This window comes from Pseudomonas sp. BN606 (assembly GCF_029873115.1).
Taxonomy (GTDB): Bacteria; Pseudomonadota; Gammaproteobacteria; order Pseudomonadales; family Pseudomonadaceae; genus Metapseudomonas.
Window position 1 is genome coordinate 151,615 of the sequence record NZ_SSOF01000052.1, and the last position, 22,818, is coordinate 174,432.

Consider the following 22,818-nt stretch of genomic DNA (forward strand, 5'->3'; position numbering starts at 1 on the left):
CAAATCCATGGCCCCGGGTGCAATCGGGATCGCCGGGCTTTCGCAGTTTCCCGGCACCTCCCCTTCTGTAGCTGACAATTTTGCCCTTCATGGCAGTTTGCACGACGCGCGCAACGAGCCTCATCTATGCTGCTGTAGGCCACCAGGGACAGGGCTCGAGGAGCTTCCGCAATGCCGCAAAAGTTCGCTGAGCGTCGCTTTCCGTTGCACGTCCACATCAGTGCGCTCTTTACCCTGCTGCTGCTTATCACCGGAGTGGTCCTTGGCCTGTTCAATTACCGCCAGACCAGCCAGATCATTCTGTCCAGCAGCGATGAGCTTTTCGACCGCATCAGCGCGGAGGTGGAAACCGATCTGCAGCACACCTACCAGCCGATCCACCATCTGCTCAACCTGCTGGCCCTGAGCGACACAGACCAGTCTCTGGACAGCACAGATCGCCTCAACGCCCTGCTCAAACCCCTGACCCAGGCATTGAAGGACAACCCCAAACTCGCATCGCTGTATCTCGGCTATGACGATGGCGACTTCTTCATGGTCCGCCACCTGCGCAGCGAAACCCTGAAGAAAGCGTTCAAAGCACCGCCGACTGCAGCCTTCCAGGTGTGGAGCATCGAGCGAGACAACCAGTCCACGGCGCGCTCGCTGACTTTCTTCTTCGACGACCAGCTCAACCAGATCACCAGCCGCGAGGAGCTCAACGAACGCTATGACCCTCGTGGCCGGCCCTGGTACTACCGTGCCCTGGAACAGGATGGTGCGATCACCACGGCACCCTACGTGTTTTTCTCCAGCGGTGCTGTCGGCACTACGTTGGCCCGCCCCAGCGGCGGCGACGCGGTGATAGGTGCCGACCTGACCCTGGAAGACCTGTCCGCCACCCTGGCCAATCACCGAGTCACCCCCTCCACCGAGGTGGTGCTTTACCAGCCTGACGGCCGCGCCGTGGCCTATCCCGACACCAGCAAACTGGTCAGGCGTCTCAACGGCGCGCCCGAGCTGGGTGAAGTGAAGGATTTCAGTCCCCCGCTCGCGGCGCTGATCGGCCTTTCCGGCCAGGATGCCCTGCGCACCAGCCTGGAGATCGGTGACCGACGCTGGGTCCTCGCCCGCCAGCACCTCAAGGAGGGCGGTCCGAAAGGCCTTCAGCTGGCAGTTCTCGCTCCTGAGGACGAACTGCTGGATGATGCCTATCGCATCCGCTGGCAGAGCGCGATGCTGACCCTGGCCATCCTGCTGCTGTGCATCCCGCTCGGTATCCTGCTCTCGCGCGTTGTGGTCGAACCGTTGCGAGCCCTGGTCACCCAGGCCGAAGCCATTCGCAGCTTCAACTTCAGCCTGCCCGCCATGGGCCGCTCGCCGATCCTGGAAGTCGACCAATTGGCGGTCGCCACGGCGCGAATGAAAGAAACCATTTCCAGTTTCCTGGAAATCGCCTCCAGCCTATCGGCCGAAACCCGCTTCGACAATTTGCTGCGACGCGTCCTCGACGAAACTGTCGACATCAGCGAAGCCTCCGGCGGGCTGATCTATCTGATCGACAACCAGAAGGGCCGCCTGGAGCCTCACGGTCTGTTCCTCAACGATCAGGAGCAGGATCTGGAATCACACGGTATTCGTGGCTTCGGCCTTGAGAGCCCGGCCCTGCCGCACTGGCTGGACCTTCCATCCCACGGCGGCCCGAGCCAGGTTTGCTCCTTCGGCTATGACCAGGCCGGCGCCTACCGTGACCTGCTGAAAACCTTGGAAAGCCCTCGCGTACATCTGGTCAGCACCGGCCTGCACAACCGCCAGGGTGTCACCATCGGCGTGTTGGTCCTGCTGCACCGCGACACGGGCAAGGAGTCGCGCCCCGCCATCCTCAGGCCGGAACGCATCGCCTTCGTCGAAGCCATCTCCGGTGTCGCCGCGCTGTGCATTGAAAGCCAGCGGCTGCTGGAGAAGCAGAAGCAGTTGCTGGATGCATTCATCCAACTGATGGCCGGCGCCATTGACGCCAAGAGCCCTTACACCGGCGGACACTGTCAGCGAGTGCCTGAAATCACGCTGATGCTGGCGCGCGCCGCCGCCGCCAGCAACGAGACACCATTCCGCGGGTTCAACCCCACGGATGAAGAATGGGAAGCGCTGCATATTGCCGCCTGGCTGCATGACTGCGGCAAAGTCACGACCCCGGAATACGTCGTGGACAAGGCCACCAAGCTGGAAACCCTGAACGATCGCATCCATGAGATCCGCACCCGCTTCGAGGTGCTCAAGCGTGACGCCTGGGTGCGCTACTGGCAGGCGATCGCCCAAGGCGCCGAGGAGGCCGGGCAAGTACAGCTACGCGATGACGAACTGGTCGCGCTGGACGATGACTTCGCCTTCATCGCCCGCTGCAACCTGGGCGGCGAAGCCATGGCGGATGCGGACCAGGCACGCTTGAAGAACATCGCCGCACGCACCTGGACGCGCACTCTGGACAATCGTCTGGGCGTGTCCTGGGAGGAGGCCCAGCGCCTGGCCCGAACCCCGCCGCAGCCGCTGCCGGTGGAAGAGAATCTCCTGGCCGACCGCCCCGACCACGTGATCGAGCGCCCTGCCAGTGAGCTGCTTCCCCCTGACAATCCCTGGGGTTTCAAGCTGCAGGTGCCTGCACACAAATTCAATCGTGGCGAGCTGCACAACCTTTCCGTTGGACGTGGCACGCTGACCGAGGAGGAGCGCTACATCATCAATCACCACATCGTGCAAACCATCCTGATGCTCAATCACCTGCCCTTCCCTGCCCATCTCGCGAACGTCGCGGAGATCGCTGGCGGGCACCACGAGAAGATGGATGGGACTGGCTATCCGAAACGCCTGACCCGCGAAGAGATGAGCCTGCCGGCACGTATGATGGCGATCGCCGATATCTTCGAGGCGCTGACGGCCGTAGACCGCCCCTACAAGAAGGGCAAGACTCTCTCCGAAGCGCTGGGCATCATGATCGGCATGTGCCGCAATGCCCACATCGACCCCGACCTGTTCGGCCTGTTCATCCGCTCCGGGGTCTACATGGACTATGCGCAGCGCTTCCTGAAGCCGGAACAGATCGACCAAGTGGACGAGACGGACGTGTTGACGAAAGCAGGGCTGGCTTGATCGGGCGGCACACGCCGCGAGTTCATTCGACAAGGCAGCGAAGCTGCCCCCAGATGAAGCCCCTGCAGATCGGTGGTCTGCCTGGTGATTGAAATCGCCCGTGCAGCAATTCGCAGAAAACAAAAAAAGGGCGCCACCAGGCGCCCTTTTTCCATCCTTCAACCCAATCAGGCGTTGACGGGATTTTCCGGGTACCACACGTCGATCAGCGGGCTGACAGTGGAGCCGGCCAGCTCAGCGTGGCCCTTCTTCAGCCAGGCTTCGACCAGGTCACGCTGCTCGGCGGTTACCGAACCACGCTTGCCAAGGCAAACGAAACCGTAGTCTTCGGAACCGATGAAGCCCAGACCATTGCCCTCGACCGCTTCGTCGATGAAACGCTCGAAGAATGCCGAAACCGCTTCCAGATCCAGGCCCTCCTTGTAGTTGAAGGTGAGTTCGAAACCCAGTTCCGCGATTTGACTATTTAGCAACCTTTGTCATTATTTTTTCAACGCCCCTGGAATGGGCCATTCAGACCGCCACGGCAACTCAATAAAAATGACAATTATCAAAGACACCCGGGCCATCCGCTCTCATCCTCTCGCTGCAATCGACCCAGAAGTGGCGAATCTTATTAACCATGGGGCTTCGCTCCACCAACGATCCTTCGGCACGAGTCACCACAGCATCAGTGTTCCCCTGCAGCTGTTGGAGGCCTACTGCGACATTGCCGGCCTGCGAATCACCATGGAAACGCTCAGAAGCTCAGCCATTGAGGCAATCATGCAAGGGTTCTGCGCCGCGATGGCAGGCAATGCTCTATTGGAGCAATCGGGACCACGGAACGTCGGAATTTGCCGTCGTCTCTACCAGTCGCTCACCTCGGCACGAGCGCGAGTTTCTGGCGCTCACGCTTTAGCTTGGGACATCTCCCTGTTCAAACCAGACCCAGCCGTGTGCGCGAGGATTGCTTCGACTAGTGATGACAAACGTTGGTACTGGAAGGGCTGGGCAATCCAAAGCCCGCACAAACGTGGCGTGTACCTGCGGCTCGGCCAGCTCGTAGTCCCTTATGGAAGGAAATTTGTAGAGGCCATCTTCGCAGAGGTTGAAAAAGACTTCCGTGGCCGACCTGCCTCATTTCACAACGAATGGAATGACATGTTCGACTACCTCGGCGAGCACCAAACCAGGTGGCCACGGAGGACCTTTAATACCGAAGAAGGCGTGAAAAGCTTCATGCAAGCCTTCACGATTGCTCACTTCACCAAGGCAGAGAAGGCCCAGAAGGACGCAAAATCACAAATCAAAAGCTGGAACACGTTTGTAAGCACGGTTGAGGTATGCCTATGCAAAACAGGGGTATGGGCAAACCTCTCGAAGCCTATCAAGAAGCCACCATCGTCAACCAAACGTGGATCTGAAACCAAACTAAAAGAGTGCGAAGACGGGCTGCTTGTCCAAGAGAAACTACTTACGAGCATTCCCCTTCACGTAACCGACTCTGAAGCCGTTGAGGTCCTCTTCTTCCACATTAAGAACGACCTAGCCACGGTTCGTGGCTGGGCAGCCCATCAGGCTGCAGACCTTAAATCCCGACAAGCTCGTCGTGTCCTGCTAGCTCAGAAAGGCAATCCGATTATAGAGTGCAAAGGTTCAAGTACCGCGAAAAAATATACGCTGGCCGACGTCTGCGCGACACTGGAGGCCACCAGTTCCGAAGTGCCACCTGCGTTCCTCTGCAAAGTCCATTATTGGGTCACTGGCGAAAACTGCAGTGGCTCAGAACTTGCCAACTATTACGGATACCCCGTGACAGGAAGCCTGTTCCCGCTTCAGTGCTTATTGGTGCTTGAGCATCCTGAAATCACGACCGAATTTCTACGGAGTTTCGAGCTTTATAATGAGCAAGGTCAATTGACGGGATTTGACGAAGAGAAGCGTTTACTCACTGGATACAAAAACCGCAAAAGATCAGATATGCGGGAGCAGGTAATCAAACTCAATGACATTTCTTTCCAAACAGTTAAGGACATCATCGAAATAACTAGCGTATGCCGGAGAAAGCTTCGTGCCCAAGGAGATGACAGCTATCGCTACCTATTTATCACGTCAGGCACAGCCTTTGATCGAGTTCGGCGGGCCAATGTAACGTACTGGAACAAGCATAAATTTCTTGGAAATCCTAAGTTGCGCGAACAACTAATCGCACAATTTAGTCCCCACAGCGACCTGCCAGCAGACGAGTTGATCGAGTTCATCAAACGGGTGCGACTGACCAAGATACGGACATCTAGGGCAGTTGAAATATTTATTCAGACCAAAAGTAGCGAGGCCATGTCTAAGGCCCTCGGCCATGAGCGTTACTATCCAGATCTTCTCAGCCACTACCTTCCGGATGCGTTACTAGCATTTATCAAAGCTCGGTGGATCCGAATCTTTCAGAAAGCTCTTGTTTGTGAAGCGATGAAAGATAGCCCGAACCTCCTTCGGGCGACGCAATTCAATACCATGAATGAGTTAGATGACTTTCTGGCCAACCACCGAATCAAAGAGATTCCGTCCCAGGCCTCCGACCCTGAACGCACAGAACAATGGGAAAATACCGAGACCAGTGAGGCTGTACTCTCTATCGGCGTGCCGTTCCTGGCTTCTCTGCTCTCACTCGAAGTGGCAGTCACAGCCTCCACCGACCGGGCCCGCGTATGCGGAAAAGCAGAATACTGGGCGTCGTTTGCAGACAAAATCAAGACAGAAATCAAAAAAGGATCTAACCGTCTACTGAAAAAACACCTGAATGCTGCATTGAAGCTGATCGACGCAAAAAAAATGGAGAAATTGATCTATGTCCCTGCTCACTGGGCGTGAATCTAGCACGGGGTATGAATTCCTCGATGAGTTTGGGGTAACAGAACTATCGCCTCATACGTCAGCACCTTGGCTGCTCAGTGACTTCGATGAGACTCTTTGGTCAATTTATATTAACAAAAAGAAATTATACGAACTTGATTGGAGTGTACGTCTTGGGGATGGCAGCCTATTAACTGACGACAACAACGAGGTACTACTCCGGTCATTGAAGCACCTGCTCATCATTGGCACGACGGGAGTCAACGACGAGTTTGCCACACTCGCGCCAGCGTCCCTAAAAACGCGCCTTTCATTCATATTAAAAATCATTGACTATCTGTTAATCCATGCTCAAAGCCTTAGTCTTATCCAATTCGGCCTTGGCGCCTTGAACGCCGATGAATTGAAAGGAATTCTCAACCATTTGGCCTCCTCCCCACGGGCTGAAGAGTCCGTTTATGCATGGCATGAACGCGCATCCGCTTTCTGTAATGCCCAACTGAGCAATATAATCTACAGCGAGGCCGAGGATTTTTTTGCTAAGTATCCAAGTATGCTGGAGGTTAACGATGATGAATGTGAAGATCTTAAACTCAATATCACCGTAGCTGAGATCCCGATGATTCGTGCGGCGCTCATGAAAGCTAATTTGTACTACGGAACCCACTGCCAGGGCTTTAAGGTAAATACTAAATTACTTTCGGAAAGCGTCTATCCAGACACGATCTACGGGCGGCAGACGCCAAAATCGTCTCTCGAAGTACTAAGCTTCTATCCCAGCGAAACCAGGTATAAGCGCGAATATCCGAAAGTCAAAGTAACCACAGGTGAATCCGAACACCTTATAGACACCGCGTACTTTTACTATCGGTATGCACTCGTGAATAGCGCAGCGCTCAGCACATTGGGGTTGCCGGCTCCCTCAGATACTCACACCATCATAGAGTACATTCCAAAACTCAACGAGGCTTCCCGGTACAGAAGTGTGCCTGCGAGCAACCTGCTAAAGCTCTTCCGTTGCAGTATAGATTTTCATGTCGAACATGGAAGGAAGGTCCTAAACGGCTTCATCAGAGTAGCAGCGCATTGCCACAGACAGAATCTCGCAATGACCCGCCTACCCGAGGCGGACTTTTTGAGGATTATCGGCCCGGAACTTGTCAGCTTCGGCGTTAAAAAGTTAGGCCTTTCGAGTTACCGTAGTAATAAATCTCCTCGAAAAGGTGGCGCAAAGCAATACTTCCAGCACTTACGCGCCAACCATGGACTGCTTGAGTTGGTGAGTGTCTACCTGGGCAGTGTCCAGTTGGCCGTTGGGATGCTCATGGCGCGGCGCATTGACGAGTTGGTCACTCTAGACGCCTCGAGATGCTTGGACGAAAGCAAATCATGGCTTGTCTTCAACCTAGCGAAATCCACCCACAAAGCCTTGGGGATTCGGCAGCGTGAGTCTCGGCCTATCGATGCCATTGCCGTCGAAATGATTGAGGAACTGCGCCGCTTTCAAATGATACTTAAACGCCTTGGAGTTATAAGCGACCTGACCAACTTGTTCGCGACTCCATGGTTGCGGGGACTCAAAGGACTGCAGGACTGCACACTGCACCTGTACCATCGCAATCTGGACTTGGCCTGTGACTACTTCGAAAGCGATATTAACGCTGCTGGGGAGCGCTACTACGTACGCCAACACCAACTACGCCGCTTTTTCGCCATCATGTTCTTCTACACGAATAGCTTCGGCGAGTTGGATACCCTTCGCTGGATGCTTGGCCACCGCGACATCGAGCACGTTTGGCACTACCTGACTGAATGTCTGGAGCCCAAAGATATCAGGGGAGCGGGCGCCCGCTATTTCGCTGAACTTGCTAAACAGGAGCGGTTGGAAAACTATCAAAATTTGCAAGATTTGCTGTTTGCGGAATTCGGCACCTCTAAATTTTCATTGGTAGACGAGCAGAAAATCGAAGATTACCTTTCGGCGATGCTTGAAGAAGGTAAAGTCCGGATTGAGCCGCAATTCTTCAACGATGAAAACGGCAAATCCATGAAAGTCCTATTTATTGTCAGCTAAAACAATGAGCACATTGCCTAAGCGCGAGTTGATCGACCAATCTATTGGGAACATTTTTAAATTACTTTCAGACATAGCGTACTCCCCAGGGAGCTATGTCGAAAATAAACAGGTTTTTAACGCACTGAAGAGCCAGGGAAATCTCTGCGCCCTCGATCTGGATTTCACCGTACAGGATGAACAGCTAGCAATTCGACCAATAAGCCTTAACACTCTCAAGAAAAGGCTCTCCGACAATTCCTCTGATATAAATTTTCAGCACCTGGATAAGCTTCGAGTGCAAGCACAGGCGGCAATACGAAAATTTAGCGAAGATTTGACCACCCCTAAGAAGAAGACCCGTTCTGCATTGGAGGATCAGATTGAGGAACTTAAGAAATCTGTCGCCACACTCCATGCAGTTAACATGGTTCTAATACAGGCACTGGAGGTTAACCGAAGGGATCTAATCACAATATCCGATACCCCCAGCACAGGTCTTCGACAAAAAAGGATTAACGACGCGATCAATCGGATCATCAAGATTTTAAATTTGAATCCTGCACCTTTCGACGACATCACTATTCTGTCCATGAAAAAGCATTTGCAGTCGGTGCCCAATGAAAAATAGAATCGTTGAGTATCCTGAATCAGCTCAACTTTTTAAACCTATTCCTATATTAAGACTCTACGACTATTTAACGCAGGACACGCTCCGAACGCTTGACGGCAGCAACATGCCCTTCATGACATGGCCGGATGGATCACCATGCCTGCAAGCAAATGCCTACATGATTAGAATCCGTATGCAATCCGGCCGAGGCGGGAACGGCCCGTCAAGACTCGGAAGCAAAGGTGGTACATTTGGAGAGTACGCGGGTCAGATTAGCCATTTGATCAGGTTCTGCTACTACAACAAACTCAATTTCATTTCTCTTTCGGACGACGATTTTTGTGAGTTCATCGATGGGCTCCGCAAGGAGACCAAACTCAACAACCCAAGCCAACTCAAGAGAAATGAGCGCACAATTTCCAGCATTGGCAAAAGGTGCTTGAACTTTCTATCACACGTTGGAGAAATGAACCAGCTGCATAATTTCGTTGGCATTGGTGGAACCATTGCTATAAAAATGGTCGATTCAACTGCCTATCGAAACGGAAAATCCTTCAAACGCTCCAGCGTCCACCATAGATCTTTCAGGACGGCCAGCGCCAAAAAGACTCGCAAGCCTATTGGCGAGGCGAGCATTGAAAAGTTGCGCTATGCAGTTGATGAGATATCCAACTCAGAATTTCTATGCAATCGTCGGCACTTGATGATTTCCTTGTTTGAGGAACTTGGTGCGCGACGAGGCGAAATTCAGCCTATTACCGTTGCCCAGGTATTAGCCGCCAGCAAGAAAAAAAAACACATAATTACCATCACCACTTTAAAGCGAGGAGAGACTGGCCTGACGCGCGAGTTAGAGCTGAGCCCTCCCCTGATTGAGGATCTCTTGACATATATTCGCGGCGATCGCCGCGAAATCATGAAACGATTTAAGGGCATTCCAGATCACGGCTTCCTGTTTGTTACCGAGCGCGGCGGACGCCCTTTAGGGGCAGACACGCTGACGACCGAATTTTCAATAATCCGACGCGCAGCTGGCATTGAGGAACAAGCTTGTGCACACCTCTTTAGACACGCCTTTTGTACCAACATTGTCGCCAACCTCATTGCTGAAACACAGGCGCTAAGCACCGACTCATTCAGACAAACGCTGATGACCAATAAGATGCTGGCCGAGCGAGCGATGTCCATGAGCGGCCATGCAACGCTAGAAAGCTTGCTTGACTATGTAGACGCCGCTTTCAGGGTCAAATCCAAATTCGAGCAACTCATCCACAACGTCGAAATCGCCCGACGTTATGAAGTCTACGAGCGCCGAAGAAAACGCCTTCTTCAGGATTTCAAGGCCGGCAAAATCAGCAAAGAAAAATACATCGAGCGCGAGGAGTCCCTCACAGCGGCAATGGATAGTGACCTTAAGACTGTGTAAGGCCCTCTCAACGCGCCGTCAAACTGATGGCCAATTCAGCCTGGCAATCCCACGCAGAATGCCTTCATCGAGTCTTTCAACGGCGAGTACCAGGATGAATGCCTCAACGAGCCACGATTCTGTTCGCTGGCAAAATCCAGAATTCGCACCGCGGCGTAGCGACGGGATTACAACGAACACCGACCGCACCGCACGATTGGCGATCTCACTCCGGAGGAATTTGCTGCGGAATGGCGAGCCAGCCAAGAGAAGATAAAGTCACTGCTTGCCGGAAAGGTGGAAGAGCTTCCACAAGAAAGTCAGCCTTGGGCTTTCTTGAATTCCCGTAACGATTAGTTGGCCTGCAGTTCTGTCACCTGAGGCAGAAGAGTGGCTGGATCGCACGCCAGCACGCTGGCGATACGGTATAGCTTCTCGACGGTGATATTCACTTCACCACGCTCGATGCGTCCCATATAGCTGCGGTCAATGCTGCAGGCCAGTGCCAATGCGTCCTGGGAAATCCGGCAGGACTTTCTCTGCGTCCGAATGCGTGTCCCCAACGCTTTCGCCAACTGATCCATGACCGCCTCAACTCCACTTGAGGCGGCACTATCCTGCGTTTGCCGACGCACAAACCACGGACTATAATCCGCATTTTTACGCTACGACCCCGTGGGTGCCCGCATGAGATCTGCCTCGTTCATCTTCGATAGGCGGCTGTATCAGCTGCTTCAGGAGGAAGGGCGCACGCAATTCACGACTCGTGACCTGCGGGATGCCTATGCCAAGCGCTTGGAGGGCATGACCTTTCGTCTCGGCAATGTGCGCCGATATGTGTATAAGCAGATCCGCCGAATGCTGCGGGTAGGCTGGCTCGTGCTTGACGAAGAGCGCCGCACGCGCGGGCAGGTCTACCACCTGCAACCAATCCCGGCACATTTGCAACTCGAGCTAGTAGACAACGGGTTCGAGAATAGCCTCAGCGAACCAAGGCAGGCGCCGCCAGTGCTTGAGCCGCCTAGACCTTCATTCGACGCGGAGCAGCACCTGGAAACGCTCCTCAAGGAGATCCGGCTCGACTTCCTGTCCGCCATGGGCGAGGCGGAGCGATTCAAGCAGTTACTTGATGACATGCCGGATCTGCGGGAAAAGGTCGAAGGCGAGTATTTGGAAGCCATGGACCGCAGCTCGCGCCTCTTGGGACACCTCCGTGCCGTCGAGAAGACGCTCAAGACACTTACTACTTCGCGATGACGTCATCCCTGAGAAATTGGCAGCGTCGCTGTATTGAAACGGCGCTCGAGCACTTCATTTCCACGCCGCATTTCTTCTGCCAGGCAACACCGGGCGCCGGCAAAACTCGCATGGCAGCGGAGCTGGCCCGGCGCCTGCGGGAGCAAGGCTTGATCGATCTGGTGCTCTGCTTTGCTCCGTCGTGCCAGGTGGTGGACGGCTTTCGCTCGACCTTTTCATCGGTGCTTGGCGGACGCTTGGACGGCTTGCTTGGCGCTTTGGGTGGCGCGTACACCTACCAAGCCATGGAGTACCGAGACGAGGCATTCTGGCGCCTCCTCGACGACTACCGCGTATTTGTCGTCTTCGACGAAATCCACCATTGCGCCGGTCATGATCCGCTCCTGAGCAACGCCTGGGGACAGCAGATCCTGCAACGGATCCAGGATCGTGCCGCTTTCACCCTGGCCCTTTCCGGCACTCCATGGCGCTCGGACGACCGTGCTATTGCCCTCGCGCGATACTCCTCTCCCGAGGGGCACCTGATCTGTGACTATCGCTATGGCTTGAAGGAGGCCATTGCGGACGGGGTGTGCCGTTCGCCTCGCATCGTCCTCCTCGACAACCAGAAGGTGAAGCTTACGGAAGAGTTGGGGGCCGAGAGCCTCGCCAGGCACTTTCCCAGCATTGTCAAGCTATTGGAGGAATCCCCCGTCACCTATGAAGACCTGCTTCGCCATGACGAGGTGATCGATCAACTGCTCGGCCTGGGATGCGAAAGGTTGGATGAGCTTCGCCGAATCAAGCCGGATGCTGCTGGCCTGGTGGTCGCCACCGATATCGAGCATGCCCATCAGATTGCCCAGACCCTAAAATCCAGGGGAGAAAGTTGCCGGGTCGTAACCAACCGAACCCCGGATGCCCAGCAGGTGATCAATAACTTCAAGCACAGCGACTGCCGTTGGATCGTCGCCGTGGGAATGATCAGCGAAGGCACAGACATCCCCCGCTTGCAGGTGTGCTGCTACCTCAGCCGCATCCGAACCGAGCTGCACTACCGGCAAGTGTTGGGACGGGTGCTGCGGCGTATAGGCGAGCCCGATGACAAGGCCTGGCTATTCATGCTCGCGGAGCCCACGCTCCAGCGCTTTGCGGAGCGCATTGCAGATGATCTACCGGATGATCTGGCGGTGCTGAGTCAGGTTCATACGCCTACTTCTACACCCGGCATTACGTCTGGCGGGCTGGCTACCGCTAACTATGTCGATGGCAGCAGTGGTACTGAGAGTGGGCAGGGTCTTGGGACAGGTTCGGTAGGCATCTCCTCGTTGGGTGATTTCGCCGCTGAGCCAAGCTATCAAATCAGCTTCTCGCAGCACTACCGGCAGCTGTTGGTGGCTTGCTTTTGACGGCCGATTGGTAACGGAATCAAATTAAACGCAGAGGCCATCGAGCTTGCCAAGGACCAGGTCAGTGAGATGCTCACCCATGAGAAGGCTGGACAGAATCGGGCCAGAAAGAGAAGAACTTCTTCGAAACTCGCGTCATCGAGTACTAGACCTACGGCGCACTGAGCTGGGATCAAAGCTATCTCGCGTAGTTTTTCAACAAACACTGAAACTTTTTCACTGAATGTTGAAACGAATGCACCGAGACGGTGCATAGCCGCTGCCAGGGGAGGCAGCGGCGACAGCCATCCAAGGCTGGCTTTCGCTGTTAGGTCGAGACCATTGGCCCCGAAGGAATAGAGGGCAGCAAAGAGTAAACAACAGGGCCGGCGAGCATTGCTCGCTGGCCCTTTTTACTGGCGGGACAGTTCCGGCTTGGGGGAAAAGCAGCCGTCACCTTCCCGTGTAACTTACAACCTCAGTTTGATTCCGCCTGGCTATCACAAGCCAGGATCATCGATGTACCAGGGGGTACGCCGAATTGGACAAACAACGAAAGACCAAGCCCCCAAATGGGCGGTACGACACCAACGACGAAACGAAACGAATCGTCTGGACTCAGGCTGCCGGTCACTGCGAGCTATGCGGCACCGATCTCACATTCGACTACCGCGCAGGCAAGCCAATGAAGTGGGGCGAGGTAGCCCACATCCTACCGGCCAGCCCCCAAGGTCCGCGGGGGCGTAAGGACCATGACGAAGCAAAGGCGCAGGGGCTCACCAACGACAGCGCCAACCTCATGCTCCTCTGCCCAAGCTGTCACAAGAAGATTGATCGTGACGCGGATGGCTACCCGGAAAATGACTTGAGTGGCCTGCATCAAGCCTACCTCGAACGTATCCGCCTCTTGCTTCAGTCCAGGTCTTTGCGGATGCAATGAAAGCTGATGACGAGCGGCGGCCGATCGATACGTAGCAGGGGCTACATACGGGTCTAAGCTGAGTGTATTCCCTTAGGGTCAATCTCTAATGGCTACCCCTAGCAAAGACACTCGCGCAGATGGTGCCTCAGTGGCAGCGGAGGCAGGCTGCAGTCTTCGGGAGTTGGAGCGACTTAACCGAACGCTCGAGACCCTTAGTGCAGGCAATCGTATGCTTCTGCGCTGCTCAAATGAGCAAGAACTACTGAGCGGCATGTGCCGCGTAATAGTAGGAAAAGGCTATTATCGCTATGCCGGTGTTTGGAGTGCGCTAAACGACGATGGCTATCCCCTAGTTCATATGGCGTATGCACTCAGCTCTTCACATAGCCTTCAGGAGGCTGAATTTTTTAAAAGCATTTCGCTTTCGTGGGCAAATCCAGAAAGGGGAGGAGCCGCAGCTATCGCTGTCATTACAGGTAAAGCCTGTGTCGGCCGCAATCTTCTTACCGACCCTGACCACGCTAAATGGCGCGAAGACATGGTTCGTCTTGGTTATGGATCGGTTACTGCCTTTCCATTGCGGGTAGATTCAGTTGTCGTAGGATCTCTGTGCATCACTGCTACCGAACCTGAAGTATTTGATGAGTCTGAAGTTTCTTTGTTAGGCGAGTTGGCTGATGATCTGGCGTTCGGGATAGAAAATTTGCGCATACGTGCAAAGCATCAAGCTGCAGAAAAAAAAATTCATCAAATGGCTTACTACGACTCACTTACCGGACTACCTAATCGAGAGATGTTTTATGAAAAAATCAAGTCAGCCATTATAGAGTTCAGAGAGAAAAATCGCCCGCTCGCAGTATTGCTTCTAAAGGCCAAAAATTACCACGAAATCAAGGACACCTTTGGACACATACAGGGAGACAAGTTACTACAGGAGATTGCCAACCAGCTCTGCGCGACAATACTCTCGAGTGGATTTGTTTCTCGCGTAGGCGAGGCCGAATTTGCTATTCTTTATCCTCATGCGGACGCAGAATGCGCTATTCAAATGGCGCAAAAGCTTAATGCATTATTTCATTGTGCGCCTGACTCTTCTGGGCTAACCCACTATACAAGGGTGACGATAGGAATTGCGTTGTTCCCCGGCCATGGTGTTGAGCCGGATGCATTATTTAGGCATGCACGAGCTGCTATGTCCGAGGCGAGGCGCACAGGACGCGACTATGTGGTATTCGCGCATAGCCTTGATGAGGCATGCACCAACCGGTTATTACTGACGTCGGACTTGCGTGAAGCGATCAAGCTTGGCCAGCTAATACTCTATTGCCAGCCTAAATTCAGTTTAGCTTGCTCGTATCTATGTGGAGCTGAGGCACTAGTGCGTTGGCGGCATCCGGTTCGGGGCATGGTGCCTCCCAGCGAGTTTGTGACACTTGCTGAATTCACCGGACTGATTACTACACTCACCTTTTGGGTTCTCGAAGCTGCATTTAGACAATGCTTTGCATGGAATGAGTCAGGTTTAAACATTCCGCTTTCCATAAATCTTTCGGCGCAAGACTTATGCGACACCAGGCTAGTCACCAAGATCGAAGGTTTGATGGCGACTTGGGGGGCGAAATCGAATTGGATACAGTTTGAGGTTACTGAAAGTGCGCTCATGGAGGACCCAGCTAATGCGCTAGAAACACTGCGGAAATTGAAAGGAACAGGGGCTCAGATTGCTGTCGATGATTTTGGAATTGGCTATTCCAGCTTGAGCTACCTACAAAATCTGCCGATAGATGCAATTAAGATAGATCAGTCTTTCGTTAAGCAAATGGCCGAGCACCCGAAGGCGGCTGCTATTGTTCACTCTACGATTGAGTTAGCGCACAGATTGAATTTAGAGGTAATTGCTGAGGGCGTTGAAAACCAAGAGGCTTGGGAGCGTCTCGTGAAGATGGGATGCGATGTAGTTCAAGGTTACTACATAGGAGCGCCAATGCCTGCGGAAGCTTTCGGAGATTGGCTGGAGCACTCTAAATGGAAGTAATTTGAGAAGTGATAATCCAGTCGCTTGAAAACGGGACGTTACCCCCCTTAAACCGAAGAATCGGAAGAAGTGGTAATTGGCTCGAAAGCAAAGCTTATCTCTGTAAAATGGATTATTTTTATATAAATATATTGCCCACCATTCGAGCGGCAGTAAGTAGCTCCTAACTCTCAGCACATCAAATCGAAAAGCCCCCTGGGCGAAGCCTCAGGGGGCACGATTAGATTAGATTGCTAGCGCTAGATTCAGCGATTAGGAAGCGCAATCTTGGGAGCGACCTCTTTAGCGATCAACTCTAGCGACTGAAACCAGGGCGCCGGATCATCATAGTAATCATGCGCTTCTACCTGTAGCGTTCCCCAACCACCTGTTGCTTCAAACAGCGCATTGATCTTCTCCTTCACGGTATCGGGCGAACCGACCAGGAAGACGTGATCCACCAAGAATTCAAGATCAGCATTAGCCGGATCGATACCTGCATCCTTGGCATACCCATCCATCATGCCGAAACGACGCCAGATGGGGATCAGGTAGTGCTGGAAGCAGTAGCCGATCGGTCCTTCCATCACCAAACGCTTGGCTTCCTTGTCGGTTTCAGCACAAAACACAGTGTGGGATACCGCATGACGCGAACGGTCCGGGGTATGGCCCGCTTTAATGGCCGCTTCGGAATAGACTTCCCAGTGTCTCTTCAGTGCATCAAGACCAGAAAAGATCGAAACCGGCTTGAAGTTGCGCTCACCGGCCAGACGCATGGACGGCGAGTTGTAGCTGAAACCGGTTACCGCGATCTCAGGTGCCTTTCCCCCCCAAGGACTGAAATCCGCCAGCTTATGCTGTTCATCACCCTCGGCACCTTCAAGCTCTTCCGGATACCCCGCATCCCAATACTTACCTTCATAGAAGAACGGCTCACGCTTCCAGATCTTCTCCATGATGAACAGTGACTCTCGCACCATGTCGTTCAGGTCCTTGGTTTCGTCTCCACCGCTAGCCGTGTTGGACTGGCCGGCGTTGCGAATTCCGTGCATGTAGGAGGCTTGCGGATAGGCGCCAGCACCAATACCGAGGAAGTAACGGCCTTCCAGAATGCGTGACAACCAGCCGATCATGGTCGCTAGTTTTGCTGGATGCTGATGCGGCAGCAGGTGGGCCATAGGCCCGAACTTAATGTTCTTGGTTTGCAAGGCTGCAGCGGCGATTAAAAGTTCAGGGTTGGGGATGTTCTCCCATATTTGCGAGGCGTGCTCGGAGATCATCATTGAATCGATACCGACGCTGTCCGCCTGCACGGCACTCTGGATGCCCCAATCAAAGGTCTGCTTGGCTGTCCGGCCAGGACGCATGTAGGGATGAAAGATCAAACCAGTTTCCATTGCCATAATTGTTGTCTCCTCTAGATGGGTAATAGGCAAGGGAGGCATTAGCCTGTGTCTGCGGGCAGGTGCCAGCAGAGGCGACTATAACGGCGTTATACTGATCAGTCAACCATCGCGTTGATTGCTTTTTAATGCTTGTCACCCCAACATTCGCTAAGCTGGATCCCTGGCGTTCCTAGATCGTTCCTGATGCCGAATACCACACGAGCGGGAGCGAGGAGGAAGAGCCCTAACGATACCTTTTGCCCACCAGGATTAACCCAAATCGGCTCAGGGATTTATTGAATTTTATGCACAGGTTAATCAGATGAAATCGATGGTTTCTCCCAGCATTAAGGATCGCCTCAGTGACACCCTCGAAGTGAAGAAGCGCTTGCTGCAGGTAGCTCGGCACCTACTGAGTACAGAGGGACGCGAGGGGGCAAGCTCTCGCGCAATCTGCGCCCTGGCAGGGGTCGGCGCACCAACGATCTATCATTACTTCGGCGATCTGACAGGGCTGCACCGGGCTGCCATTGATGAAACCTATGTGCAAGTAGCCGAAGCCTATCAACAGGGAGCGAAGGAGCGCGGCCCCCAGCAGGGGTTGAGAAACGGCTGGGGCGCTTTTAATCACTTTGCTCATCAAGAGCCACTTATGTGCAGGATAGTTATCCAACAGATCCTAGCCGGCGAGCCTCCGGCTACCGTTGCGGAAACGCTGCGGACGGTAGAGAACGACCTATCGCGGCTATATGAAGAAGGTGTCCTGAATTGCCCCGCTCATGAAGCAGTTCAATTATTATGGATAGGCACACTGGGAACAGCCTGCTTTACATCAATCAAAAAAAATGAAGAGCATGAAAGTTACCCAGCATTACAAGAGAAAATGGTGGATTTAGTCCTTAACGCGTTGTTTTTAAATAAGATCCAATAACTTTAAATGGACCCCTGGAACATCTGGATAGTTCTTACTTTTGATTGCACTCGCACACTTTCATCATGGATTAAGCGCTTACATAGCACGACCAGTAACTCCAATTGTATTAAAACTGGTCGATACCAGGATCTTGCCGTCGCGAACGGCATGGCGGCAGTGGCTCGAACTCACGCCTGAGCTTGGGCTTGCCCCGCCCCCATCCCGCTAACTTCAGCACGGCCTCAAAAGTCGTGGAGTGACTGGCGATCCCGATAGCCGCCTGGAAAAGCTCCATTGGCTCAGCCTGACAGGAAAGCTTGTGTGACAGGGCCAGTTGAAGGAGAAGTGGGTGTTTCTCCGCGGAAATTGTCGACGGTCGTCCAGCCTTGGTCATCGGCTCGCCCCGGGTAGGAGCCAATGGATTACTTGATTTTGTCTGCACCCTCTTAAGGAGTGTCTGGCACAGCATTCCGGTTTCAAGATGCGCTTCACGCCGACCAGCGCAGCCTGGTTGTCTTTTATTGCGCAGCGGCAACTAGCGGTCGCCCTTGACCACTAGGTGCGCCGGCTTGTCATGGCACAGGGCATTGGCCTGATCAACGCGGATCCGGTCGAGCACCTCACGGCCATGGCGGGCGAAGACATGAACAGGTCGCATACCACCTCCGCGCGTGGGCAATGCCATTTCACTTCCATATCGAAGGCGGTGTTCATGTCCATAGCCACTGACGCGAACCGTTAGCACCACTCGCCGAGCAGTTCGAAGAACAGCAAGATCGCCTACAGCTGTTGCCGCGGAGTAGCGATGGCCCTTGTACAACGCAAATGCGAAGAAATGGCCCCATCGACTGCCTGCTTCGCCCCACATCCGGCACCGACAATGATCGGAGTTCACTTCCCTTCGACACGCGCCACCTGTCAACACCACCGTTGACCGGAAAGGAACGTCGATGCTAGGGTGCTCGACGAAGGCTCCACACGCGGCCGTCGTCGCAAAGCTCTTCAACGGAATGGTAAGCGAACCTGCCCGAGCAATTTGATCCAGCTCTCCGGCAGTACCTTAAAATCTCGCTAAAGGCACTATTCCTGGAACCAACGCGTTAATTGGCGTTGGTCGGATTCGAATGCAGACAATCAAATAACAACAAGGGTCGCATCGCCTTGAATCACGAACAGGTTTCAATAGAAACACACGATGGCAAGTGCCAGGCGCACATCTTCAAGCCAGAGGGTCAGGGCCCATGGCCCGCCGTGATTTTTTGCATGGATGGCTTTGGCATCCGTCCCACATTGTTCCAAATGGCTAGGCAGCTCGCACAAGGCGGCTATGTCGTATTACTACCTGACCTGTTCTATCGAGCTGGCCGCTATGGGCCATTGGCGCCTGCAGAGATTTTCAGAAGCCTCGATGTCATGGGCGCAATCGGCCACCTACTCGCCTCAACGGACAATCACAAGGCGGCACAAGATACGCAGGCATTCATAGACTACTTGGACACCCGCACCGATGTTGCTAGTCCCAATATTGGGACAACCGGATATTGCATGGGTGGTGGCATTTCTCTCTCCATTGCAGGCACATATCCGGATCGAATTTTGGCTGCTGCGAGCTTCCATGGAGGCAATCTTGCTACGGATGCTGAAACCAGCCCTCATTTACTGGCGCCATCAATCAAGGCGCGAGTCTATGTCGCCAGTGCCGATAGAGACGACTACTACTCACCACAAATGGCGAGGCGTCTGGAGAAAGCGCTGTTAGATGCGGGCGTCGATCACCGATGTGAAACCTATGCAGGGGCACTACACGGCTTCGCCGTACCTGACTTTCAAGAATTCAACAAAGAAGCTGCCGCGCGCCATTGGCGTGAGCTTTTTGGCTTGCTTGACACGACACTGATTTTTTAAAAGATACAATTTAGTCATTTTTATTTAGCAGACACAAGACGACCACCCTTAATTGCAACGGGCGCTCACATGCTGACATCGAAAAGCCGCAGAGCTACAACTGAATGCCTTATGCATCTAATTGATGCGTTGGAAGGACACTCCAAACCCAACGCACCAGAAGAGAATTTAACTGCGCCCCCCCTAGTTAAGCGTGCTTACCGCGCATTGCGCGAACATGTGCAAGCGCAAGATCATAAGCAGCAACAACAGACTGCCCTCGCCAGCCAGATAGTTTCGTTAACTCAGCAGCGAACCACTACCACGAACGAAAAACTTCATGTCGATCAACGCATTGAACTAATTAGCCTAGCCAGCAACGAAGGACTTTGGGATCTTCCGGTGAAAAATGGAGACCCCGTAAATCCAAATAACTCCCTTTGGTGCTCAACACGGTTTCGCTCATTACTTGGACTGGATGACGAAAATGATCTATCCGTGCAACTAGGAACTTGGATTCAGCGCATACATCCTGCCGACCTGAAACCTACAACGGATGCATTGAGCAAATATCTAAAAGAAGGCCGAGACGACGTTACTTTTCGCACTGAATACCGACTACGTAATGCCGCAGGCGATTATGTCAACGTTGAAGTAAACGCAAGGGCCTGGCGTGACGCGAAAGATGTACTGATACGCATGGCCGGCACTATACGTGACGTACAAGTACAGCGCGATCGGGATTACGAACTGGAGCGGACGCTTGAGCGATTCGAGATTGCCAGGGAGATAATCAGCGACGGTCTCTGGGATATGGAGGTGATAGGCGGCAACCCACTGAATCCTCACAATCCCCTATGGTGGTCGCAACAATTCCTTCAAATGCTTGGTTTCGAAGATCCAGATGAATTTCCCAATGTTCTCGAAAGCTGGGTTTCTCGCATCCATCCAGACGACAGACAAAATGTGTCCGATTTGTTTGGCGCACACATAAACGACAGCAGCGGTGGCACCCCGTTTGAGGCGACCTACCGAATAAAATTGAAAAGCGGCGAATATCGCTGGTTCAGCTCCCGGTGCAAGACACTACGAAGCACTGACGGAAAGCCACTCCGGATAGCAGGCGCGTTGGTAGACATGCACTCCCAGTACCAAGAGGAACAATTGCGTGAGGAGCGGGAGCTGCAGGGTAAACTCATAGAACGAAATCTAAGTAAGCTTACCGAGATTGTCGGTGCCATCCAAGCCATCGCTAGCCGCACAAATCTACTCGCCCTCAATGCGGCAATTGAGGCCGCACGTGCTGGTGAGGCTGGACGAGGATTTGCAGTAGTTGCCGATGAAGTCCGCAAACTTGCCACACGAACAAGCGAGGCCACTCAACAGGCGGCTGAAATGCTTGCCACGCAGAATAACAATTAAAACACCTCTTACGGGCAACACATTCCGAAGCAGTAAGAATTGTACTAAAAGGCAACCCAAGCATCACAGCAACACTAGCGGCTTTATTAGCGCAAAAAAACGCACCCTATACAACAAATCATCTAGACAAACTACATATGTCGCAAAATTATCAGACGAAAGTGCACGCCCTCCGCTCCAACACCCAAAAACAGCAGCACTTGGCTGCGCAATCTCAAAACTCACTCTTCACATCGACTGCGGCCTTCAATCTAAGCGCATCACATGCTTAGGGATAGCATCGAACCACCAAACCGGCATTTTTAGATAGGGTATTTTTTAATGCACATCGCACAGGTTTTTTTGCTTATTTCATCCTAAATGCCTGCATCCCTATACTCGATTCAACTAGCTCGCCAATGAATGACGTACCGGCCACGCAAAACAACAAGAGAACCAGCCATGAGCGACGTAGCTCTTAATCGTGCCCAAAGTAATCCAATGCAATACCGCGGCGATGGCCTTCCCAGCATGGAGGGTACGACTATTGGATGGCACGAATTCCTTCTTTACGGCACCGATGCTGCCCTATTCCTCAAAAAACTCACCATTCCTTTGCAAGGCACCTTGGCTGCCTTCGCCGCCTATGCAGATGAGATCATCGGTCGTCTGATAGGCACGGTCTCCTCCATTCACGAGCAACAACTGCTGACTTTTGGTTGTAAGTTTCCATACCTGTCCAGGATCACTCTGCGCCTTTTAGGCTTGCTTCACCGAGAAAACTTCGTCACGTCTCCGTACCTTGGAAAGCTCAATCACTATAGCCTTCGCTCACAAGTACTGCCGATCGCCGAATCTCATCGCCATATCGATATCGACAACTTACCTGTCTACTCGGTTTCACCGCCCCCTTTTACCTAGCCCCTTCTCTACCAAGTACACGAAGTCAAACCTGACTGTAAGAGTGATCAATCAACCTCTTTATAAACCACCCACAGGAAAATATACATGGGCGCTTCAACTCCTAAAGTAAAGCTCTTAATCAACGGCGAATTTGTCGAATCGAAAACCACCCAGTGGCGTGACGTAGTCAACCCAGCCACCCAGGAAGTCCTGGCCCGCGTGCCCTTCGCCACCCAGGACGAGATGAACGCCGCCGTCGCCGCCGCCCAGGACGCCTTCAAGACCTGGCGCAAGACCCCGATCGGCGCCCGCGCTCGCATCTTCCTCAAGTACCAGCAGCTGATCCGCGAGAACATCAAGGAGCTGGCCGCCCTACTCACCGCCGAACAGGGCAAGACCCTGCCGGACGCCGAGGGCGACGTCTTTCGTGGCCTGGAGGTGGTAGAACACGCCGCCAACATCGGCACCCTGCAGATGGGCGAACTGGCCAACAACGTCGCCAACGGCGTGGACACCTACACCCTGCTGCAACCGATCGGCGTGTGCGCCGGCATCACCCCGTTCAACTTCCCGGCGATGATCCCACTGTGGATGTTCCCCATGGCCATCGCCTGCGGTAACACCTTCGTCCTCAAGCCCTCCGAGCAGGACCCGCTGGTGACCATGCGCCTGGTCGAGCTGGCGCTGGAAGCCGGCATCCCGAAAGGCGTGCTGAACGTGATCCACGGCGGCGTCGATGCGGT

At 53.6% G+C, this 22,818-nt stretch carries 16 protein-coding genes and 3 pseudogenes; 15 read left to right on the top strand and 4 right to left on the bottom strand.

The genetic code is table 11. The features are described from left to right. Positions 1–171 precede the first annotated feature (171 nt). A complete protein-coding gene (locus E8E75_RS08375; RefSeq protein WP_153921068.1) occupies positions 172–3,126 on the top strand; it encodes an HD domain-containing phosphohydrolase in 2,955 nt (984 codons plus the stop codon). A gap of 167 nt (positions 3,127–3,293) precedes the next feature. Here E8E75_RS08375 and E8E75_RS08380 read toward each other — a convergent pair whose 3' ends face one another. Then, the gene (locus E8E75_RS08380; protein WP_280358512.1) at positions 3,294–3,599 is read right to left on the bottom strand and encodes a YggL family protein; all 306 of its coding nucleotides are present in this window, start codon (positions 3,597–3,599) and stop codon (positions 3,294–3,296) included. Positions 3,600–3,630: 31 nt separating this feature from the next. Between E8E75_RS08380 and E8E75_RS08385 the strand changes: the two genes are divergently transcribed. The 5 genes and pseudogenes from E8E75_RS08385 to E8E75_RS08405 all read left to right on the top strand — a co-directional run. Then, on the top strand, positions 3,631–5,976 hold the full coding sequence (locus E8E75_RS08385; RefSeq protein WP_280358514.1) for a hypothetical protein: 2,346 nt from the start codon (positions 3,631–3,633) through the stop codon (positions 5,974–5,976). Further along, positions 5,954–8,032 carry an integrase gene (locus E8E75_RS08390; protein ID WP_179060050.1) on the top strand — a complete coding sequence of 693 codons (2,079 nt, stop codon included), beginning with the start codon at positions 5,954–5,956 and terminating at the stop codon, positions 8,030–8,032. The genes E8E75_RS08385 and E8E75_RS08390 overlap by 23 nt, the downstream gene beginning before the upstream one ends. Before the next feature lie 4 nt (positions 8,033–8,036). Beyond that, positions 8,037–8,642 (top strand): hypothetical protein, encoded by a 606-nt coding sequence (locus tag E8E75_RS08395; protein WP_179060051.1) that lies wholly within the window; start codon positions 8,037–8,039, stop codon positions 8,640–8,642. Next, positions 8,632–10,050, top strand: coding sequence for a site-specific integrase (locus tag E8E75_RS08400; protein ID WP_179060052.1), 1,419 nt, complete (start codon positions 8,632–8,634; stop codon positions 10,048–10,050). The genes E8E75_RS08395 and E8E75_RS08400 overlap by 11 nt, the downstream gene beginning before the upstream one ends. A gap of 33 nt (positions 10,051–10,083) precedes the next feature. Next, a pseudogene (locus tag E8E75_RS08405) lies at positions 10,084–10,386 on the top strand (transposase); the annotation flags it as partial. Here E8E75_RS08405 and E8E75_RS08410 read toward each other — a convergent pair. Next, positions 10,383–10,613 carry a helix-turn-helix transcriptional regulator gene (locus E8E75_RS08410; protein WP_179060053.1) on the bottom strand — a complete coding sequence of 77 codons (231 nt, stop codon included), beginning with the start codon at positions 10,611–10,613 and terminating at the stop codon, positions 10,383–10,385. The pseudogene E8E75_RS08405 and the gene E8E75_RS08410 overlap by 4 nt on opposite strands. Positions 10,614–10,716: 103 nt before the next feature. Here E8E75_RS08410 and E8E75_RS08415 point away from each other — a divergent pair, with 103 nt between their 5' ends. The 4 genes and pseudogenes from E8E75_RS08415 (at position 10,717) to E8E75_RS08430 (ending at position 15,610) form a co-directional block, all read left to right on the top strand. Then, a complete protein-coding gene (locus E8E75_RS08415; protein WP_179060054.1) occupies positions 10,717–11,286 on the top strand; it encodes a hypothetical protein in 570 nt (189 codons plus the stop codon). Further along, entirely contained in the window at positions 11,283–12,674 is a 1,392-nt protein-coding gene (locus E8E75_RS08420) for a DEAD/DEAH box helicase family protein (RefSeq protein ID WP_179060055.1), read from the top strand. The genes E8E75_RS08415 and E8E75_RS08420 overlap by 4 nt, the downstream gene beginning before the upstream one ends. Before the next feature lie 520 nt (positions 12,675–13,194). Beyond that, positions 13,195–13,560: pseudogene (locus E8E75_RS08425) on the top strand (HNH endonuclease signature motif containing protein); the annotation flags it as partial. Positions 13,561–13,804: 244 nt separating this feature from the next. Beyond that, a complete protein-coding gene (locus E8E75_RS08430) occupies positions 13,805–15,610 on the top strand; it encodes an EAL domain-containing protein (protein WP_179060116.1) in 1,806 nt (601 codons plus the stop codon). A 245-nt stretch (positions 15,611–15,855) separates the two neighbouring features. Here the strand turns inward: E8E75_RS08430 and E8E75_RS08435 are convergent, their stop codons facing one another. Next, entirely contained in the window at positions 15,856–16,992 is a 1,137-nt protein-coding gene (locus tag E8E75_RS08435; protein WP_179060117.1) for an LLM class flavin-dependent oxidoreductase, read from the bottom strand. Between the two features lie 304 nt (positions 16,993–17,296). On the opposite strand from E8E75_RS08435, the gene E8E75_RS08440 reads away from it, so the two are divergent. Continuing rightward, positions 17,297–17,905 carry a TetR/AcrR family transcriptional regulator gene (locus tag E8E75_RS08440; RefSeq protein ID WP_179060118.1) on the top strand — a complete coding sequence of 203 codons (609 nt, stop codon included), beginning with the start codon at positions 17,297–17,299 and terminating at the stop codon, positions 17,903–17,905. Positions 17,906–18,362: 457 nt separating this feature from the next. On the opposite strand, the pseudogene E8E75_RS08445 reads toward E8E75_RS08440, so the two are convergent. After that, positions 18,363–18,667 (bottom strand): annotated as a pseudogene (locus tag E8E75_RS08445) (transposase); the annotation flags it as partial. 381 nt (positions 18,668–19,048) lie between these two features. Here E8E75_RS08445 and E8E75_RS08450 point away from each other — a divergent pair. From E8E75_RS08450 to E8E75_RS08465, 4 genes are all read left to right on the top strand, one after another. Next, complete coding sequence (locus E8E75_RS08450) at positions 19,049–19,792, top strand: dienelactone hydrolase family protein (RefSeq protein WP_179060119.1); 744 nt, start codon at positions 19,049–19,051, stop codon at positions 19,790–19,792. Between the two features lie 111 nt (positions 19,793–19,903). Then, positions 19,904–21,193: a PAS domain-containing protein gene (locus E8E75_RS08455; protein ID WP_280358520.1), complete on the top strand. Its 1,290-nt coding sequence runs from the start codon at positions 19,904–19,906 to the stop codon at positions 21,191–21,193. Between the two features lie 441 nt (positions 21,194–21,634). Further along, complete coding sequence (locus E8E75_RS08460) at positions 21,635–22,093, top strand: hypothetical protein (RefSeq protein WP_179060121.1); 459 nt, start codon at positions 21,635–21,637, stop codon at positions 22,091–22,093. Between the two features lie 87 nt (positions 22,094–22,180). Continuing rightward, positions 22,181–22,818: aldehyde dehydrogenase family protein (locus E8E75_RS08465; protein ID WP_280358522.1), on the top strand; the 638-nt coding region annotated here is incomplete at its 3' end.

Excerpts from the sequence above, each read along its gene's own strand:
- E8E75_RS08385 (WP_280358514.1), top strand. The coding sequence starts at position 3,631 with ATGGGCCATTCAGACCGCCACGGCAACTCAATAAAAATGACAATTATC.
- E8E75_RS08375 (WP_153921068.1), top strand. The coding sequence starts at position 172 with ATGCCGCAAAAGTTCGCTGAGCGTCGCTTTCCGTTGCACGTCCACATC.
- E8E75_RS08400 (WP_179060052.1), top strand. The coding sequence starts at position 8,632 with ATGAAAAATAGAATCGTTGAGTATCCTGAATCAGCTCAACTTTTTAAA.
- E8E75_RS08440 (WP_179060118.1), top strand. The coding sequence starts at position 17,297 with ATGAAATCGATGGTTTCTCCCAGCATTAAGGATCGCCTCAGTGACACC.
- E8E75_RS08435 (WP_179060117.1), bottom strand. The coding sequence starts at position 16,992 with ATGGCAATGGAAACTGGTTTGATCTTTCATCCCTACATGCGTCCTGGC.
- E8E75_RS08420 (WP_179060055.1), top strand. The coding sequence starts at position 11,283 with ATGACGTCATCCCTGAGAAATTGGCAGCGTCGCTGTATTGAAACGGCG.
- E8E75_RS08390 (WP_179060050.1), top strand. The coding sequence starts at position 5,954 with ATGTCCCTGCTCACTGGGCGTGAATCTAGCACGGGGTATGAATTCCTC.
- E8E75_RS08460 (WP_179060121.1), top strand. The coding sequence starts at position 21,635 with ATGAGCGACGTAGCTCTTAATCGTGCCCAAAGTAATCCAATGCAATAC.
- E8E75_RS08430 (WP_179060116.1), top strand. The coding sequence starts at position 13,805 with ATGCTTCTGCGCTGCTCAAATGAGCAAGAACTACTGAGCGGCATGTGC.
- E8E75_RS08415 (WP_179060054.1), top strand. The coding sequence starts at position 10,717 with ATGAGATCTGCCTCGTTCATCTTCGATAGGCGGCTGTATCAGCTGCTT.
- E8E75_RS08455 (WP_280358520.1), top strand. The coding sequence starts at position 19,904 with ATGCATCTAATTGATGCGTTGGAAGGACACTCCAAACCCAACGCACCA.
- E8E75_RS08395 (WP_179060051.1), top strand. The coding sequence starts at position 8,037 with ATGAGCACATTGCCTAAGCGCGAGTTGATCGACCAATCTATTGGGAAC.
- E8E75_RS08410 (WP_179060053.1), bottom strand. The coding sequence starts at position 10,613 with ATGGATCAGTTGGCGAAAGCGTTGGGGACACGCATTCGGACGCAGAGA.